Genomic DNA, 14216 nt, shown 5'->3' on the forward strand with positions numbered 1-14216 from the left:
CTTCGCGCCGGGATTTTTATTTGGCGCTTATCGCTTCAGGACAAGCCCTGCACCGACGCGAAGTTCGCTGCTGTCATAAACCGGTGTCCACTGGTAGCTGACATCGGCAGTCAGATCGAGATAACGGTTGAGACCCCAGGTCAGGCCGGCACCCGCCGTATATTCCACGGCGTCCTCCGTGTCGGAGGAGGGGAATGTGCGATGCACGATTTGCCCGGTTAATCGCGCTACCAGATTGCTGCGCAATTCGTGGGTCAGCCCGGCATCCAGGCGATAGGAAACCCATCCGCCCTGCGGGCCGCCGGCGAAATCCTCTATTGTCGTGCGCAGGCCAAGATTGACATTCGTGCCGCGCTGGGGTGACCAGTTAAGTTCGCCGTCCAGCGTCAACGCGCCGATCGACGCAAGGCGATCATCGTCGTATTGTTTGCGCAGATAACCGATGGCGGCTTCGCCACGGGTCTTTTCGCCGAGATCGACCTCTGCCCCAATCTTCGCCCCATAGGCATTGGATGAACGGGCATAACCGGAATTGTCGAGGCGGCTGTCATATTTCGTTGTGCCGGCGTTCAGTTCGAGGAAGGGGATCAGCGCTGGTGACAGCTCATAGCCGAGGCGTCCGCGCAGATACGCACCATTCTGATCACGGTCACTGAGGCTGATCGGCCGGCCATCGAGACCCTTCGCGTCGGTATACACCGTACGGGACAGGTCAAGCGCGGCCAGACCTCGCAGCTTGCCGAAATCCCGCTCTATCGATGCCCCGGCGCTGAAATGGTGTTCGCCACCCTGCACGGCGGCGCCGGTCAAGGCATTGGGATCGGTCGTGTCTTCACGGCTGAATTCGTAACCGGCCTTGAGGTTGGCGGTTGTTTCTGATCCGAGGTCAAGACGCAGATCGGCCTCTATCCGCGCCCTTGGTTCTTCTCCGTCCTTATCACCGAAGTTTTTCTCCCACGCGCCGTCTCCGGTGACAGTCAAAGCATGGCGGGACCAGTCGCTGGTGAGCGTTCCGCGTATGCCCGTCGTCAGATAGTTTCGTCGCGAGGGACCACCCGTATTCCTCTGTTTTTCCGTGTTGATGGTCTGACTGATCGAAGGCCGGAGCAGAAGGGTGCCCAGCCGAATTCCCGGAGTCTGTCCGGGTTTGGTAACAACGCGTGGGTTTTCGCCCCCGTCCACGGTCGGCTCATAGGGGTTGTCTGCGTCGGCATAGGGCTGCCCCGCTTCGTCCTGCTGCTCGGAAATCGCGTCACCGGGATTATTTGAGGGGCGCCAGAGTTGGGGCGTGGGGACAGGTGCCGTTGTGGCCTGGGCCGTGCCCGCCATTGTCCCGGGGGTCGGTCCGGGAGCGGCGGAGCCAATGCCATCGGCCGTGGCAGCGGCGCCCGGCATTGCCGGGGCGGCAGTCGCCGTCTGTGCAGAAGCATCTTCGTGGTGGTAAAAAAGCGTGCAGGCGAGCAGCAGGGTTGCTGCTTTCCGCGACGTCGGCAGACGTGTGGCGGTGCCCTTCACAGTCATTCCTTTTCACCCGGCGAATGGGCCGAATGCCGGACCGACAGTCCTCCAATACATTGCCGCAGGCCCCAGTCAGAAAGGCCGACGAAACGACATGGACAAACCAGGGACCAAACAGTCGACGCAAGTTTTAACATCGTTTTAACAATAGGTTTTTTATGGTTAACAGTTGATAAAGATCGCCGGAATTTCCTGATGTCACGGGGAGGCGTCCTGGAGTGCCGTCCACTCCCGTTACCTGCGCGCACCGGTCAGAGCTGGCGGCAGCGGGGCTGTTCGCAAATGCAAAATATTCCTAATATGAAAAGATTAAAACGTTTCAATTTGGCACGGAATCGCCCTATGATTAACGAAAGTTGACCTTCCATTGCCCGGCAAATCGTATTGAATTTTATTTTGTGTGACAGTGTCGTTTCATGAAAGCCGTTTTGAATATCAAACAGGTCGGTTTCTATTGTTGGGATATTACCAATGACCGCTTCTATTTGGATGAAGTGTGCGCTGAACTATTCGGAATTCCACTAAGACAGGCAATGCAGGGCATCAGTATTTTCCAAATACTCGAAAAAGTGGATCTGGATCATCGGAATCGGGTGATAGAGACCGCCTTGAACACCCTGAAGGACGCAAGCTTCTACAGTCAGGAATATGCCGTGCGCCGCACCGACGGTTCGGTTTCCTGGGTGAGGACCGCTGGCCGATATCTCGTCGATGAAGAAAACATTCCCTTTAAGCGGCTGGGAACCATGGAGGAAATTTCTCCGCCGGATCTGCGCCACTAAAGCAGGCGGCTTCCGGCAGGGAGTGGACTTATTCCGGCTGAAAGAGTAACAGTCGGCCATGATTACGCGCGCCGTCAACTTGGTCGAAGACAATGCCATCGAATCCGCCGTACGGACGATTTCGATGGAGCGGGCGGGCCTTGCCGCCCTCGAGACGGCTCTGCGAGACGGTCTCTCGGTCCCCTTCTGCAAGGCGATCGAAACAATCGGCCAGTCGAACGGCCGTCTCATCATAACCGGTGTGGGCAAAAGCGGGCATATAGGTGCGAAGCTGGCGGCCACCTTTGCGTCCACTGGAACGCCGGCATTTTTTGTCCATGCGGCGGAGGCCAATCACGGCGATCTGGGCATGATCGGCGGTGACGACGTGGTTCTGGCCATCTCCAAGGGTGGGGAAAGTGCCGAATTGCGCAGCATTATCAATTATTCGCGCCGCTTTTCCATTCCGCTGATCGCGCTCACCTGTTCCGAGACATCATCGCTGGCGAAGGCTTCCGATATCGTATTGCTGGTTCCCAATGAGCAGGAAGCCTGCCCGCTTGGCCTTGCGCCCACAACCTCCACATTGATGCAGCTTGCACTTGGTGATGCCCTTGCTGTTGCGCTGCTGGAAGCGCGCAATTTTACGGCGGGCGATTTCAAGGTATTTCACCCCGGCGGCAAGCTGGGCGCCAGTCTCACGCTGGTCAGCGACATAATGCATACCGGTGATCGTGTGCCGCTGGTCAACAGAGGAACGGCCATGCCGGAAGCCGTGGGTGTTCTCTCCCGCAAGCATTTCGGCTGCGTCGGCGTTCTCGATGAGGACGGGCGTCTGTGCGGCATCGTCACCGAGGGGGACATGGCGCGCAACCTGTCGCGCAATCTTGCCGAATTGACCGTGGACGATATCATGACCCGGACGCCCAAGACGGTCAAAAAATCGGTCCTGGCAACGGGTGCGCTGGCAACGCTCGAAAAATTCCACATCGGCGCATTGATCGTGGTTGATGACGATAACCGGCCGATAGGGCTGGTGCATTTCCACGATCTGCTGAGAATCGGCGTGGCCTGAGGCCCGCCGATCCTGAGAAGGCTGATCCTGAAAACCTATCGCTCTAACGGCTCGACTGTCAGCGTTCGTCCCCGGGCGGAAGCGATCTTCACCCGGGTTCCCGCCGGCAGGTCTTCACCGTTGACCGGCCACCAGGTATCGTCCAGCCTGATACGGCCCCGCCCTTCGACAATCGGTTCCTGAAGCGTCGCCGTGCGGCCGACAAGGCTTGCCTCTCGCTGGTTGAGGAAGGGCTCGTCGCTTGTCGCCCGGTTTCTGCCGAAGTATTTCCGGCCGAGCAGAGCGAAAACGACGGAGAGCGCGGCAAACATCACTAACTGCAATTGCCACGCCCAAAACGCTGTTTGCCAAAGGAGCAGCGAGAGCGCACCGATGACCAGTGCGGCAAGGCCGATCCAGATCAGAAAGACGCCGGGGGCGATGAGTTCGGCAGCGAGCAGCACGAAAGCGACGATCCACCAGCTCCATGGTCCAAGTTCCGTGGCAAGCCCTTGCAGCATCGTCACTTCTCCGAGGAAGAACCGAAGGGATTGCCGGGAGCCGTGACGTTAATCGTCTGGCCCGAAGCCCGTGTCGGCGGCACGGAGCGGGAGGATGCGGGGGCGGCGGGAGCAGTGGGCGCGTCTCCGTCGTTGCCGAAGACCTCTTTAGCAATCGTGCCGATACCGCCGAGAGAGCCGATCAGCGCCGAGGCCTCCATCGGCATCAGCACGATCTTGGCGTTTTTGGCCGTGCCAATCTCTGCAAGTGCTTCGGTGTATTTCTGAGCAACGAAATAGTTGATGGCATGGACATTGCCGGCGGCAATGGCTTCCGACACCATCCGGGTGGCGTTGGCTTCGGCCTCGGCGAGACGTTCGCGCGCTTCGGCGTCGCGGAACGCTGCTTCGCGCTGGCCTTCCGCTTCCAGAATAGCGGATTGTTTTGCGCCTTCCGCGCGCAAAATCTGGGCATTGCGGGCGCCTTCCGCCTCCAGCACCTGCGCGCGTTTTTCGCGCTCCGCCTTCATCTGCCGCGCCATGGAATCGACGAGATCCTTCGGCGGCGCGATATCCTTGATTTCAATGCGGGTGACCTTGATGCCCCATGGTCCCACGGCCTCATCCACCACGCGCAGAAGGCGGTCGTTGATGGCGTCGCGGTTCGACAGCAATTCATCGAGGTCCATCGAACCCATGACCGAGCGGATATTGGTCATGGTAAGGTTCTGGATGGCGTTTTCCAGATTGGCGATCTGATAGGCAGCCTGCGCCGCGTTCAGAACCTGATAAAACGCCACCGCATCGGCGGAAACGCTGGCATTGTCGCGGGTGATGACTTCCTGGGTGGCGATGTCGAGCACCTGCTCCATCACGTTCATGCGGGCGCCGATGCGCTCGAAGAAGGGTACGATGAGGTTCAGGCCAGGCTCGAGCGTGCGCGTATAGCGCCCGAAACGTTCCACCGTATAGCGGTATCCCTGTGGCACGGTCTTGATGCCGGCAAACAGCACCAGAATGACCAGAACCACGGCTGCCAAGACGACGATGTCGAAACCGCCCAATGCGATCATCACTTTACCCTCCAGCACATCATGATCAGGGTTTTACCCCCGTATCGTTATGGCAAGATTACACCCAGCCTTGCAACTCCCGCCGCACAACCTTTTCGAGAACGGTCATGCCCTCGACACTGTCATTCAGGCATGGGATGTGGGTGAATTTCTCGCCGCCATTATGCAGGAAGATTTCTCCGGCTTCACCGGCAATTTCCTCCAGGGTCTCAAGACAATCCGATACGAAGCCGGGATTCATCACGGCTATACGTTTGATGCCTTCCGAGGCGAGTTTTTCCACGGTCTTGTCGGTATAGGGCTGGAGCCACTCTTCCGGTCCGAAACGGGACTGGAACGTGATCATGAAGTTCTTTTCGGTCAAGCCCAGAGCCTCGCGCAGCAGACGGGCGGTTTTCTGGCAATGGCAATAATAGGGGTCGCCCTTTTTGAAATAGGATTGCGGAATGCCGTGGAAGGAGGTGATCAGCATCTCCGGCTCCCAGTCCAGCGTCGCCAGATGGTTTTTGACGGAGGCGGCGAGCGCCCCGATATAGGCGGGATCGTCATGATAGGGCGGCACGGTGCGGATCGCTGGCTGCCAGCGCAGTTTCATCAGATGTTCAAACGCCTTGTCGTTCACGGTCGCCGTGGTGGACGCGGCATATTGCGGATAAAGCGGAAAAAGCAGGATTTTTTCGCAGCCCTGTTCTTTAAGCGCGTCGATCTTCGAGGCGATGGAAGGCTGCCCGTAACGCATTGCCCAGTCCACAACCACGTTGGGCAAATCCTTCAATGCCTGCGCCATCAACTCGCCCTGGCTGCGCGTATATGTGCGCAGGTAGCTTTCGTTGCGCTCGTGGTTCCAGATTTCCTCGTAGGCCTTGCCAACCTTCTGCGGGCGCTTGTTGAGGACGATGCCGTAAAGGATCGGGTACCAGTAGAGGCGCGACCATTCGATAACGCGCTTGTCGCTCAGGAACTCCGCCAGATAACGGCGCATCGGCCAATAATCCGTACCATCGGGCGTGCCGAGATTGACGAGCAGCACGCCCACCTTGCCAAATGCGACACGGGGATGGTTCGCGGGGAGTGCGGATAGTTCTGTCACCATGAATGATACCCTGAAACTCGAACTGGTTGTGCGAGGGACGCTCCGCCTCGGATAAAGGCTGGAAACGCTCCATCGTCTGTTTATTGACCCCAACGCAAACAGCAATGAAGTTTGGCTGGACGTGCCCGAGCTATACGCCCGTGGCGTTACTTTGTTCATCGTGTTCTAGACGAAATTCTTCAGGATTAAACCACCGCCACCGGCTATTTCCGCCATTCCGGCAGGCACATGCCTTCAGGCGGCAAAATCATTACCGTAAGTATCTGTTTTTAATTAGAAAAAAGAAGCCGGCCCAGAAATTCGAGGGCCGGCTTCGTGTCTGCGGCATATTGCCCTGTCTGCTGTAGCCCCGCTTATTGAGCCGGCAGTTCCAGCTCCTCGCCGATTTCGATGTGGTTCGGATGCTTCAGCGTGTTTGCCTTGGCAATTCTCTGCCAGAGCGCGCCGTCGCCATATTTCTCCGCAGCAATTTTCCAGAGCGAATCGCCTTTTTCCACCACATATTTGCTGGCGGCTGCAGCAGCTGCAGCAGGCGTCGTTGTGGGCGGTGCGGGCGTGGCAGGGGCTGCAGGCGCGGGTGCCGGTGTGGCGGCCGGAGCGGCTGTCGTCGCTGCCGGCGCGGGTGCTGCGGGCTTCGCCGGGGCGACGTAACCTGCGGGCGTCACTTCGGCGATGCGGCCATCCGTATAGGGCTTATAGGGGCTGTTGGCGGTAATATAGGCCGCGACGGCCTCCTCGAGATTGGGGCCGAAATCATAAGCGTTGATGGCTTTGGTCGCAAAAACCTTGAAGCCGTCACCCCCGGTCCGCACGTAGTTATTGGCCGCAACGATATAGGTCTTGGCGGGATCGAGAGGCACGAAGGCATCGCCTTCCTTGACTTCGACGGAAACGACGCGGCTGCCGGCCGGCTTCGAGCGGTCGAAGGAATATTTCATGCCGGAAACCTGCATGAAGCGGCCCGCACCGTCATCGATCTGGCTGACGCCGTTTTCGAGGGCGGCACGAATATCCTCGCCCTTGAGCTGGAAGGTTGCGACGGTGTTCTGGAACGGCAGAACCGTCAACACTTCACCCATGGAGACATCGCCGCCATCGATGGAGGAACGCAGGCCGCCGCTATTTGCAAAAGCGATGGTGACGCCCTGATCCTTGACGCGGGCCAGCGTTGCGTCGGCCACCAGATTGCCCATCGAGCATTCCTTCACGCGGCAAATCTTGCGGTCGCCCTCGATCGGGCCCTCAGAAGTGCCGACCACCTTGGCTTTCAGGGCTTCGATCGGCGCCTTCAGTTCATCGATACGCTTCAGCGTGGCTTCATCGGGCTTGAAGGAGGAATCGACGAGGATCGGGTCTCCCTTGCTTTCCTTAACCACGCCGTTGTCGTCGAAGACGACTTTGAGGTCGCCAAGATATTTGCTGTACTGGCCGGCCTGCACGACAGGAACCTTGTAGCCGCCGGGATTGTCAACGAGCGTCGGATAAGGGCCTTCGGCTTTCTGGTCGGTGTTCGACAGCAGCGTATGCGAATGGCCGCCAACCACAACATCGACATCGGGAATTTTGGCGATGAATTCCAGATCGCGCGGGTAGCCGACATGGGTGAGCGCGATGATCTTATCGACGCCGTCCTGCTTCAGCTTCTGTACCTGTTCGCTAATTTTCGCGACATCTTCGGCAATGGTGATGTTGGGACCAGGTGTTGCCAGTTCGGCCGTATCGTTGGCAACGGCGCCGACGATACCGATTGTCTGTCCGCCGACCTCGAGCACGATGGACGGCTTTACCCGGTCGCCGATTTTAGAGGCGGCGGTGGCCACCACGTTGGCGGTCACGACGGGGAATTGAACCTTGTCGAGGAAGCCGGCGAGCCCGTCCTCGCTATCGTCGAATTCATGGTTGCCGACTGTCATCGCGTCGAACTTCATGGCATTCAGCATTTCCGCTTCCACCGTGCCCTTGTAGGTGGTGTAGAACAGTGAGCCTTGGAAATTGTCGCCGGCATTGAGCAGCAGGACGTTTTTTCCCCCGGCCTTCAGGGCATCCCTTGTCTGGTTGATCGCTGTCAGCAGGCGCGCGGCACCGCCGAAGCATTCATTCTTGCCTTCCTCTTCCGCAGAGCAGGTCGAGTCGAATTTGTTGATCGATTCGATACGGGAGTGAAAATCGTTGATGTGAAGAATGTTGAGCTCGTAATCGGCCAGAGCCGCGCCGGCGGAAAGCGTTATCGCCGAAACGCTCAGCATGCCCAGTCCCAAAATTTTCTTCATGGTCCCTCTCTCCTGTTCAAAGCGGAAGCCCTGGCCGGTTGATCATTCTCCGACCGCGCTCATTCTTTAGTCCGAAAACATGTCAGTCTTTCGAAAACCGGATGTTTCCATTTAGCGGCAGTCGCCGCAAGCGAAATTATGACAGGTAGGCAATAAAGAAAAACGCACGCCAAAGGCGTGCGTCTGAGGGGTTTATCTTATTGAATAGGTGATATTATCAGCCCTGACGCGTGAGCGAGAACTGGCTGTTTGTGTCCGTCGTGCAGTTCAATTGTGACGGGGAGACGAGGGCGCAGTTGACGCGCGACTGCGTGTTGCGCACCAGCGACGTCATATTGATTTCGTAAAGCGTCGGCGAAATGGTGACATAGGTGCCGGAGGCCAGCAGCGTGTTGGTGTCGGTTGACCGGGTGGAGAAGGCGCCGTTCTGGAAGGTCGATACGATGCCGTTGCGGTCGATCCAGCGGCCGTCGACAGCCGGCCCGCGGGACAGGGACGGCGCCATCGAGGTTTGCTGCGATGGACCCGGCGCGACGCATGAAGACACTGCGATGGCGGCTGAAAGCAAAGCCGCGCTTGTCTTGAAGTTCATGAGCCTGTTCTCCTGCGATTCGGTAAAAGCTTCTTGCTTCGACCATGCCGTGAAGCGTTCTTTATTTCAAGGCAACGTTGTTCGCTCTACCCGGTTCCTGAAGTCGTTCACGAAAGTCCCAGCGTGGTAAATATGAGACTCTTCCATCAGCGCACGAGGATGTTGCGGAACTGCCAGGGATCGGACTTGTCGAGATTTTCGGGGAACAGGCCGGGACGACCATCAAGCGGTGTCCAGTCGGTATAATGACCCTCGACCGGGCCGAGATAGGGGCGCTGCACTTCAAGGCAGCGGCGATAGTCCATCTCGTCGGCTTCGACGATGCCGACCTGAGGATTTTCGAGCGCCCAGACCATGCCGGCCAGCACCGCCGAACTGACCTGCAGTCCGGTCGCGTTCTGGTTCGGGGCAAGCGACCGCGCCTCTTGCAGGCTGAGCCGGGAGCCATACCAATAGGCGTTTTTTTTGTGACCATAAAGCAGGACGCCCAGTTCGTCGGCGCCATCGACAAGCTCGTCTTCGCCCAGCACATGCTGAACCGGCTGGGGAATGCCGCCATTGCCGAAGAGTTCATGCAGGGAGAGAATCGCGTCGTTGCAGGGGTGGTAGGCATAATGACAGGTGGGTCGGTATGTCACGTCGCCACCATCGTTGCGGACGGTGAAATAATCCGAAATCGAAATCGCCTCATTGTGCGTGACGAGAAATCCATATTGCGGCCCAAGGCCCGGGCACCATGTGCGTACTCTTGTGTTGGCGCCCGGCTGATCGAGATAGATCGCTGCCTTGCTGCCCTTCTTCTGTTTTTTTGCGTTTTTCGGCATCCAGTTCTCATGCGTTCCCCAGCCGAGCTCGGCCGGCTGAAAACCTTCCGCGATAAAACCTTCGACGGACCACGTGTTCCAGAAAGCGCCGAAGGGTTTGGGTTCTTTCGCCCGCTGGGTGTCGCGTTCAGCCACGTGAACACCCTTGACGCCAAGCCGCTCCATCAGTTTCGCCCAGCCTTCCCGGTCATGGGACTGCGGCTCCTCGATGTCGACGCCGATATCCTTTGCGAGATTGACGAGTGCCTGTTTCACGAACCACGAGACCATGCCCGGATTGGCGCCGCACGTCGAAACGGCCGTCGTGCCGCCGGGTCTGCGCGCCTTTTCCTTGAGCATGGTCTCGCGCAGCGAATAATTCGTTCTCGCGGCATTGTCGGCATCGGCATCGAAATAAAAGCCGGGCCATGGCTCGACGACGGTGTCGATGTAGAGCATGCCGTGTTTACGGCAAATCCGCATGAGATCGACGGATGCGGCATCCACGGAAAGGTTGACGCAGAAACCTTGACCCCGCACGCCTTTAAGAAGCGGCTTGAGAACCTCCTTATAGTTCTCCTTTGTCAGGTGTGTCTGGATATGACGGATGCCCTTCTCGGCCAGAAACGGGGCGATGTCTGCGCGCGGATCGATGACCACGAGGCGGGTCCGGTCGAAATTGAAATGACGTTCGATCAACGGAAGAGTGCCGCGCCCGATGGAGCCGAAGCCGATCATGATGATTGGGCCATCGATATCGCCATAAATCGGGTGGTTTGCGTCCGTCATTCGTCAATTTTCCTTTTTCAGCCAATAAGTAAGCTAGATCACAAAAGCGTGCCACAATAAAGGGCAGGCAGATGACGGACATATGACGGTGCTGCCCGCAAGGTCGGTTCAGCTTCTCTTCCCTTCATTCTGCCTCTTCGCATTTTGGAGGGCGCGTTTATAATTGAACTCTTCTTTTCGCCATCGACCAAGGCTCGGGGAGGGCTTGACGGGATGATGGGGGAGGGATTTCTCCATCACAGGAGTTGCCTGTTGAGTGATCTTTTCGCGCGTGTAACAGCGCTTCAGAGTGCCACCCCCGTTTTGATCGCCCTCTATGATTCCGACGATCGGTTGCGGCATGCCAATCCGTCGTTTCGGGAGAGCTTCAGGCTTGCCGAAGATGATTTTCCGACCTGGGCGGATATCATGCGGCTGAACCACCGGCTGCGGACCGGTGTCGTCATTCGCAACAATGATTTCGAGGGATGGCTGCTGTCGGCGCAGTCCCGTCGCGGCAAGCTGCCTTACCGCGCCTTCGAGATGGACATGTATGACGGCCGCTGGTTCTGGATGACGGAAACGGTGCAGCAGGATGGCTGGATGCTGTGCGTTGCAAGCGATGTCACCGAATTGCGCCAGGGTTACAGAACGCTGAGGCAGGACAGGGATCTGGCCGTACGCGCCTCCCAGACGGACGAACTCACGGGAACGGCGAACCGCCGCTTCGTCTTCGCCAAGCTGGCGTTGCAGGTCGAGCAGGTCTCAAAGGGGCTGGAAGCCTCTTTTTGCCTTTGCACGCTCGATATCGATTTTTTCAAGCAGATCAATGATCGTTTCGGTCATAAGTGCGGTGACGCGGTGCTGCGCGATTTTGTCGGCGTCGCCCATTCCGTCATCCGCAGGGTCGATTGTTTCGGCAGGATCGGTGGTGAAGAGTTCATGCTCGTCCTGCCGAGAACGTCTCTCGCCGAGGGGCGGGACATTGTCGAGCGGCTGCTGCAGCGAGTTCGGCTTTCGCGACCTCTCGCGGATTTTCCGGATTTCTCCTACAGCTGCTCGGCCGGCATGACGGCCTATCGGACGGCGGAAAGCGCGGACGATATTTTCACGCGTGCCGATCAGGCCCTTTATGCGGCCAAGGAGAAGGGCCGCGACCGGCTTCTGGCGGTAACGGTTTAGATGAGTTCCGCCGCAACCAGCCCATGCAGCGAATTGCCGACGAAGAGCCTGCGGCCGGCAATGTCTTCCGGCCTCAGTGCCTGTCCACGCGCCTTGCGTTCGCGGATCAGATCGGCGCGCAGCACGCCCGGCAGAATGCCGCTGTCGAGCGGCGGCGTCAGCAATTGCCCATCTGGCATTTCCACGAAAATGCTGGTCGATGATCCCTCGCACAATTCGCCGCGTTCGTTGAGCAGCAGCACCTCGTCGGCCTCTCCGGCTGAAAATTCAGCACGGGCGGCGTCATAGGGTTCGCGGCGCGAGGACTTATGGCGATAGAAGGTATCAGTGGAATCGAGTGTGACGTTCCGGGCGATACGAACCCGCCAGACCGTATCCTGTCGCAGGGGCTCGAACTCGGTGGTTTCGATGTCCAGTTCCCCCTTGTAGTTCATCACCAGCCTGACGCAGAGCGGCTTGTCGCCGCCCACCGCCTTTTCCAGCGCCTGAACCGCATTGGCCGGGGCACGGAAACCGAGCGCGTCGGCAGAGCGCAGCAGCCGGCGGATATGCTGGTCAATGCGCTGAAAGCCGGTCTGTGGCTCCCAGCGCAGCGTTTCCCTCAAGGTCAGATCGGCGGGTTTGCGTTTCATGGCCTGTGCTCGTCGCCCGAAATTGATGACCGGCATCCTGTGCCGGCACTATCAACCGGCAAAGCTTATCCGGAACAGGATAGCCCTGCCGGTGGATGAGATTAAGCCTGCCTGTTATCCAGCGCTTCCAGCTCGTCGATCAGCCCCTCGATCATCGAAAGCCCCTTGTCCCAGAAGGAGGGATCGGTCGCATCAAGGCCGAAGGGCTTCAGGAGTTCCGAATGGTGCTTGGTGCCGCCCGCCCTCAGAAGCTCGAAATACTTCTCCTGAAAGCCCGACTCGGCCTTCTGGTAAACCGCATAAAGCGAGTTTACCAGGCAATCGCCAAAGGCATAGGCGTACACATAAAAGGGCGAGTGGATGAAATGGGGGATGTAGGTCCACCAGGTTTCATAGCCTTCGGAAATCCGGATCGCCGGACCCAGGCTCTCGGCCTGAACGGAAAGCCACAAGTCGCCGATCTGCTCGGAGGTCAGTTCACCCTGCTTGCGCGCAGTGTGAAGCTTGCGCTCGAATTCATAAAAAGCAATCTGGCGCACGACCGTATTGATCATGTCCTCGACCTTGCGGGCGAGCATGGCCTTGCGTTCCCGAACATCCTTCGTGTCATCGAGCAGTTTGCGGAAGGTCAGCATTTCCCCGAACACCGAGGCCGTTTCAGCCAGAGTGAGAGGCGTCGCGCACATCAGGGCCCCCTGTTCGCCGGCCAGAACCTGATGCACGCCGTGGCCAAGCTCATGGGCAAGCGTCATCACGTCGCGTGGTTTGCCGAGATAGTTGACCAGCACATAGGGATGGGCCGAGGGCACGGTGGGATGTGCAAAGGCACCCGGCGCCTTGCCGGGGCGGGCAGGGGCGTCGATCCATTCTTCATCGAAGAAGCGGCGGGCAATATCGGCCATTTCCGGCGCGAAGTCGCCATAGGCGGAAAGTACGGTATCCTTTGCCTCATCCCACGAAATGATCGTGTTCGACGTATCGGGAAGGGGCGCGTTGCGGTCCCAATAATTCATCTGCTCCATGCCCAGCCACTTCGCCTTCATGGCGTAATAGCGATGTGAAAGGCGCGGGTAGGCTTTTTTGACTGCCGCCGCCAGCGCATCGACAACCTCGCGCTCGACGCGGTTCGCCAGATGGCGGCTATCGGCAATATCCTCGAATTTGCGCCAGCGGTCGGAAATATCCTTGTCCTTGGCGAGCGTGTTGGTGATGAGCGTGAAGACCCGCAGATTGGCCTTGAAGGTGGCGCTCAGCGCTTCCGCCGCCTTCTTTCGGGTTTCCGGTTCCGGCTCCTGAAGCATGTTGAGCGTCACTTCCAGCGGCAGGCTTGCACCGTCTATGTCGAAACGCAGATCTGCCATCGTCTCGTCGAAGAGGCGGTTGAACGCCGCCGCGCTGGTCATCGATTTTTCGAGGAAAAGCTGTTCGAGCTGATCATCGAGCTGGTGCGGCTTGTCCTTGCGCAAATCCACGAGCCAGGGGCGGTAATGGCCTGCAGCTGCATCATTCGCCATGCAGGCGTCCATCGTGGCGTCGTCGATGCGGTTGAGTTCGAGCGTGAAGAACAGGAGGTGGGAGGAAATATCCGTCAGTTTCGCCTGGGCGTCGCCGTAGAGTTTGCCGTTTGCCGGATTGGATGTGTCGGAAAAATAGGTGAGCCCGGCAAAAGAGCCGATGCGGCCGATAAGATCGTCCAGCGCTTCATATTCCTTCAGCGCCGCGCCGATGCCCTTTTCGCCCGTCGCCTTTGCGGCGGCCTCAAGCTTGCCCTTCCATTTCTGCTCGAAAGCAGCCGCCATCGACGCCGATTTCTCCAAGTCACCCCTGTATTCGGCCGAATCTCCCGACGGATAAAGGTCCGAAAGCTTCCAGCCGGGCAAGTCGCCGAGCACTGGGGCGGCTGTTTCGGCGAGGGCGAAGACAGGCTGCGGAACGGGTTGGTTGAGGGTCATCGGATATGTCCTTCTGAT

Annotated in this window: 12 protein-coding genes; 3 read left to right on the forward strand and 9 right to left on the reverse strand. The window is 58.5% G+C overall.

What is annotated here, in order from left to right; translation table 11 throughout:
• Positions 1–27: 27 nt before the first annotated feature.
• The gene (uppP, locus tag FHW77_RS01075; RefSeq protein WP_111814621.1) at positions 28–1521 is read right to left on the reverse strand and encodes a polysaccharide biosynthesis protein UppP; all 1494 of its coding nucleotides are present in this window, start codon (positions 1519–1521) and stop codon (positions 28–30) included.
• Positions 1522–1934: 413 nt separating this feature from the next.
• Here uppP and FHW77_RS01080 point away from each other — a divergent pair, with 413 nt between their 5' ends.
• The gene (locus tag FHW77_RS01080; RefSeq protein WP_006697194.1) at positions 1935–2300 is read left to right on the forward strand and encodes a PAS domain-containing protein; all 366 of its coding nucleotides are present in this window, start codon (positions 1935–1937) and stop codon (positions 2298–2300) included.
• 58 nt (positions 2301–2358) lie between these two features.
• Positions 2359–3354: a KpsF/GutQ family sugar-phosphate isomerase gene (locus FHW77_RS01085; protein ID WP_004445833.1), complete on the forward strand. Its 996-nt coding sequence runs from the start codon at positions 2359–2361 to the stop codon at positions 3352–3354.
• Positions 3355–3389: 35 nt separating this feature from the next.
• Here the strand turns inward: FHW77_RS01085 and FHW77_RS01090 are convergent, their stop codons facing one another.
• The 6 genes from FHW77_RS01090 to FHW77_RS01115 all read right to left on the reverse strand — a co-directional run bounded on the left by FHW77_RS01090 (position 3390) and on the right by FHW77_RS01115 (position 10453).
• The gene (locus tag FHW77_RS01090) at positions 3390–3854 is read right to left on the reverse strand and encodes an NfeD family protein (RefSeq protein ID WP_004445832.1); all 465 of its coding nucleotides are present in this window, start codon (positions 3852–3854) and stop codon (positions 3390–3392) included.
• A 2-nt stretch (positions 3855–3856) separates the two neighbouring features.
• Positions 3857–4906 (reverse strand): SPFH domain-containing protein, encoded by a 1050-nt coding sequence (locus FHW77_RS01095; RefSeq protein WP_022563068.1) that lies wholly within the window; start codon positions 4904–4906, stop codon positions 3857–3859.
• Positions 4907–4964: 58 nt separating this feature from the next.
• Positions 4965–5999 (reverse strand): ferrochelatase, encoded by a 1035-nt coding sequence (hemH, locus tag FHW77_RS01100; protein ID WP_022563067.1) that lies wholly within the window; start codon positions 5997–5999, stop codon positions 4965–4967.
• Between the two features lie 353 nt (positions 6000–6352).
• Complete coding sequence (locus FHW77_RS01105) at positions 6353–8269, reverse strand: 5'-nucleotidase C-terminal domain-containing protein (RefSeq protein ID WP_100911229.1); 1917 nt, start codon at positions 8267–8269, stop codon at positions 6353–6355.
• A gap of 217 nt (positions 8270–8486) precedes the next feature.
• Positions 8487–8861: an outer membrane lipoprotein Omp10 gene (omp10, locus tag FHW77_RS01110; RefSeq protein ID WP_003506132.1), complete on the reverse strand. Its 375-nt coding sequence runs from the start codon at positions 8859–8861 to the stop codon at positions 8487–8489.
• Between the two features lie 146 nt (positions 8862–9007).
• The gene (locus FHW77_RS01115) at positions 9008–10453 is read right to left on the reverse strand and encodes a homospermidine synthase (protein ID WP_100911228.1); all 1446 of its coding nucleotides are present in this window, start codon (positions 10451–10453) and stop codon (positions 9008–9010) included.
• A 252-nt stretch (positions 10454–10705) separates the two neighbouring features.
• Between FHW77_RS01115 and FHW77_RS01120 the strand changes: the two genes are divergently transcribed.
• Positions 10706–11614, forward strand: a complete 909-nt coding sequence (locus FHW77_RS01120; RefSeq protein ID WP_006697187.1) for a sensor domain-containing diguanylate cyclase — start codon at positions 10706–10708, stop codon at positions 11612–11614.
• Here FHW77_RS01120 and FHW77_RS01125 read toward each other — a convergent pair.
• Both FHW77_RS01125 and FHW77_RS01130 read right to left on the reverse strand, forming a co-directional pair.
• A complete protein-coding gene (locus FHW77_RS01125; RefSeq protein WP_006697186.1) occupies positions 11611–12246 on the reverse strand; it encodes an aminotransferase class IV family protein in 636 nt (211 codons plus the stop codon). The genes FHW77_RS01120 and FHW77_RS01125 overlap by 4 nt on opposite strands.
• Before the next feature lie 101 nt (positions 12247–12347).
• On the reverse strand, positions 12348–14198 hold the full coding sequence (locus FHW77_RS01130; protein ID WP_100911227.1) for a M3 family oligoendopeptidase: 1851 nt from the start codon (positions 14196–14198) through the stop codon (positions 12348–12350).
• Between the last annotated feature and the right edge of the window lie 18 nt (positions 14199–14216).

It is taken from the genome of Agrobacterium sp. RC10-4-1, assembly GCF_014138475.1.
GTDB lineage: Bacteria > Pseudomonadota > Alphaproteobacteria > Rhizobiales > Rhizobiaceae > Agrobacterium > Agrobacterium pusense.